Source organism: Cryobacterium lactosi, assembly GCF_004403945.1.
Classification (GTDB): domain Bacteria; phylum Actinomycetota; class Actinomycetes; order Actinomycetales; family Microbacteriaceae; genus Cryobacterium; species Cryobacterium lactosi.
Genome location: NZ_SOHM01000019.1, coordinates 1 through 4026 on the forward strand (window position 1 = coordinate 1; position 4026 = coordinate 4026).

Below are 4026 nucleotides of genomic sequence, written 5' to 3' on the forward strand. Positions count from 1 at the left end.
CTGTCGGTGCCCCTCGTCCTTCTCGGAGACCAGGTTACGAAGGGCCCTACGGACCACATCACCGTTGACCAGGTCGCAGCATCTCAAGCGGCTACACGGCACTTGCTTGAAGGGGGCCGGCGCCGGATCGCCGTCATTGGAGCCCATGACAGCGGCGAGGACGCTTCAGCCAGAATGCGCCTAGAGGGATACCGATCAGCGCTGCAGGAGCACAAGATCGGCTTTGACCCTCAACTGGTTGTCAATGCCGACCCATGGCACCGAGCAAATGGCGCGAAAGCGGCGCGCGAGTTGATTGATCGCGGTGCCAAGTTCGATGCGATATTCGCGTTCAACGACGCCCTCGCCCTCGGCGCTATGCGCGTCCTGCAGGAAGTCGGCGTCCGCGTTCCAGTCGATGTGGCAATAGTCGGCTTCGACAACCTCGACGAATCGGCGTACTCCGTCCCCAGTCTCACCACTATCGATCCGGGCCGCTCGCAAATTGCCGAGTCAGCCGTGCAGTTCCTCGTTGACCAGATCGGCGGAAAGAAGGAACCCCGCCAGCTCCTCGCGAAGTACGAGCTAATCAGGCGCGAATCCTCCGGTTAACGACTTTTCGGCGACTGCTTGACACCTATTACATCCATGTAATACCGTTCTGTTACATCGATGTAACATTCGCGGCACCGATGAGCCTCTCAGTCGAGGCGACCCGACGCACGACAAAGAAGTCAGAAAGCGAGCCACAACAATGCACCGTAAAGCCCTTTTTTTTGCGGCAACCGCCGCCACCGCCGCTCTCGTCTTATCTGGCTGCAGCGCAACGCAGCCAAAGTCCACGGATGGCGACCCCGTCACCATCACTTTTTGGAACAGCTATACCGGCCCCGACCGCACTGTTGTTGAGAAGATCGTCGAGGACTTCAACGAGTCCCAGGACGACGTTTCCGTCGATATGACGATTCAGCCGTTCGACGTCTACTCTCAGAAGCTGCTCCCGGCGATGTCGGCCGGAGAAGGCCCCACGATCGCCGCCTTGGATGCTTCACAGTTTCCCCAGTATGCCGAGCTTGGCGTCATCTCCCCCATCGATGACTTCTATGACAGCGGTGCGATCGACCCAGACACCCTTCCCCAGGCGAGCTTGGACGCAACCACTCTCGACGGTGAAATCTACGGCTCTCCGATGATCGCGACCAACACGATGCTTTATTGGAACAAAGACCTCTTCGCCGCCGCTGGCATCGATGGCCCGCCCGCCACCATGGAAGAGATGGCCGAGGATGCGGTTACCCTGACCAAGTACCAAGAAGGCGCAGAGACGACCAACACCTACGGCATCGCGATCCCCGACCGCGAAGCGACCAGCAGCTGGGGTGTTCTCCTCTGGGCCGATGGCGGTGGATTTGTCAGCGACGACAAGACCGAATCGATCTTCGCGTCCAAGGAATCGGTCGCGACGATGACCAAGTGGAACGACTTGATCCAGAAACAGCACATCTCGCCCGTCGGGCTGAACGGAGTCGATGGGGATTCGCTCTTCGGCGCCGGTCGCGCGGCGATGCTGATGAACGGCCCGTGGGCTTCCGCTGCTTTCGAAGAAGCCGGAATCAACTTTGGAGTCGCCCCGACGCCCGAGGGCTCCGACGGCCAGTTCGCGGCCGCGGTGAGCTCCAATATGCATCTCGCTGCGGATGTGACCGATGCCGAGCGACAGGGCGCTTACGACTTCTTCGCCTTTTGGAACTCGAAGGAGGCATCCACCTATTACGCGGTCGAGACCGGATTTCCGCCCACGCGTACCGACGTCACTGTCGAGGACCTCGCGGCGAACCCCACGTCGCAGGCCTTCCAGGATTCCGGCAACGGAAAGTTCTATCTCGGTGGTCTCACGCAGTACGCCAACATCGACTCGAACATCGTGGTCCCCACGCTCCAGCGCGTCACGAACAACGAAGGCACGGTGGAAGACCTTCTGAAGGACGCGAGCGACCAGATNCTGAAGGACGCGAGCGACCAGATCAACTCGGAACTCGCCCAGTAGCGAACACAGACCTGACGTAGACAGAAGGACACGCTCATCGTTACCTCGCCCCCGCTCGAAGCCAGTCCCGTTCCTACGTCAGCACGCCGTCTGCGGCGCTCGAACCTCGAGCGCCGCAGGAGCCGAGTGGCGTTTGCCTTCCTTGTTCCTGCGCTTGCCGTACTGGGCGTTTTCGTCTTCTGGCCGATGGTGAGTTCGCTCGTTACATCGTTCACCAACGCCCGCATCATCGGCCCACGCAACTTCGTAGGCCTCGACAACTACGCCCAGCTCGTCGGCGACGGCCGCTTCCGGAACGCACTCGGCAACACGGCGCTTTACGCCGTGGTCACGGCTCCGATCTCTGTGGGGCTTGCGCTCTTCTTCGCCATGCTGCTGAACCGCAAGCTACCCGGCCGGGGCTTATTCCGCTCGGTCATCTTCTTCCCGTTCATCGCATCGCTCGGCATCATTTCGATTGCCTGGGCGTTCATGCTGGACCCACAGGTCGGCATCATCGCAGCCTGGCTCAGCGAAATCGGTTTGCCGATCGGCAACGGGGTCCGCGATCCGGCGTGGGCTATGCCCGCCGTGATGATCGTCGGGATCTGGCGCAACACCGGGTTCTTCATGGTCATGTATCTCGCCGGGCTGCAGTCCATCCCGGGTGAGCTCAACGAGGCTGCCGCTATTGACGGCGCCTCCGGCATCCGGCGATTCACGAACATCACCTGGCCGCTCCTAGCCAACACGACGCTGTTCGTGGTCATCATCGCCGCGATCTTCTCGTTCCAGGCCTTCGATCAGATGTACGTCATGACCTCGGGCGGACCGTTCTTCAAGACCGAAACCCTGGTCATGCTCATTTACAGCGCCGGTTTCAAGGACTACGACCTCGGCTATGCCTCCGCCGTGTCCTGGGTTCTGGTCCTCATCGTCCTCGTCTTCAGCCTGATTCAACTGGGCTACTTCCGCAAGAAAGCGGTGCAGTACTGATGGCTATCATCGTTCCTCCTCGCGCAACCCGGCAGCGCCCCCTGCCGGCGAACCCGCCCGTCGCCAGACGACCACGCTCGGATAGACCCAGCAGGGTTCCCACGGTGTTGATCGTGATTCTCTTGGTCGCGGTTTCGCTGTTCATCCTGCTGCCGGTGATCTGGATGGTCAGCGCCTCCTTCCGCACCCAGGGTGACTTGGTTGGAAACCCCACCAGCCTTATTCCGCAGGTTTTCACGCTCGACAACTACATCAACGTCTGGCAACGCATCCCGTTCGGCCGACAACTGCTGAACACCATCATCTTCGCCGGCGGAACGACATTGGCCTCGCTCCTGTTCGATTCCATGGCCGCTTACGCGCTAGCCCGATTCAACTTCCCCGGTCGCGATGTTGTGTTCATCCTGATCGTTGTCACGCTGATGATCCCCATCCAAGTCACCTTCATTCCGCTCTACGAGCTGCTGGCAGATTTCGGATGGATCAACACCTTCCACGGGCTCGTCATCCCTCGAGTGGCAGACGCGTTCGGTATCTTCTTCCTCCGCCAGTTCTTCCTCTCCCTACCGAAAGACCTCGAGGATGCCGCTCGCATCGACGGCGCTGGCGAGGTGCGGATCTTCGCTCGAATCATGCTTCCGCTTGCTGGACCAGCGCTCCTGACAGTTGCCATGTTCACCTTCTTGGCCAGCTGGAATGATCTCCTCTGGCCCCTCCTTGTCGCAACCGATCCCCAGATGCAGACCCTGCCTGCCGGTCTGGCATTGTTCAAAGGCCAACACAGCTCCGACTACGGGATGCTCATGGCCGGCGCGATACTCGCCCTGCTGCCCATGATCGTGGCGTTCGTCTTCGTCCAGCGTCGATTCATCGAAGGAATCGCCACCACCGGGATGAAGTAGACCCGCCTTCCCTGCACCGCCAAGCGCTGAGCGTGATGGCGAAAACCCCGCCGTTACATCGATGTACGCCATAGCAGTAAGCCGTCATCTAGCAGAGAGATCACTTCATGCACAAAGCCCTAC

General features: G+C 60.2%; 4 protein-coding genes. All 4 read left to right on the forward strand.

Translation table 11 applies throughout. From position 1 onward, the window contains the following. A partial coding sequence (locus E3T61_RS09780; protein ID WP_166793198.1) for a LacI family DNA-binding transcriptional regulator occupies positions 1 to 591 on the forward strand: 591 nt, incomplete at its 5' end. 142 nt (positions 592 to 733) lie between these two features. Further along, positions 734 to 2026, forward strand: a complete 1293-nt coding sequence (locus tag E3T61_RS09785) for an ABC transporter substrate-binding protein (protein ID WP_134640682.1) — start codon at positions 734 to 736, stop codon at positions 2024 to 2026. Between the two features lie 126 nt (positions 2027 to 2152). Then, a complete protein-coding gene (locus E3T61_RS09790; RefSeq protein WP_134640683.1) occupies positions 2153 to 3001 on the forward strand; it encodes a carbohydrate ABC transporter permease in 849 nt (282 codons plus the stop codon). Between the two features lie 113 nt (positions 3002 to 3114). Beyond that, positions 3115 to 3903: a carbohydrate ABC transporter permease gene (locus E3T61_RS09795; protein WP_241992491.1), complete on the forward strand. Its 789-nt coding sequence runs from the start codon at positions 3115 to 3117 to the stop codon at positions 3901 to 3903. Positions 3904 to 4026: the final 123 nt, after the last annotated feature.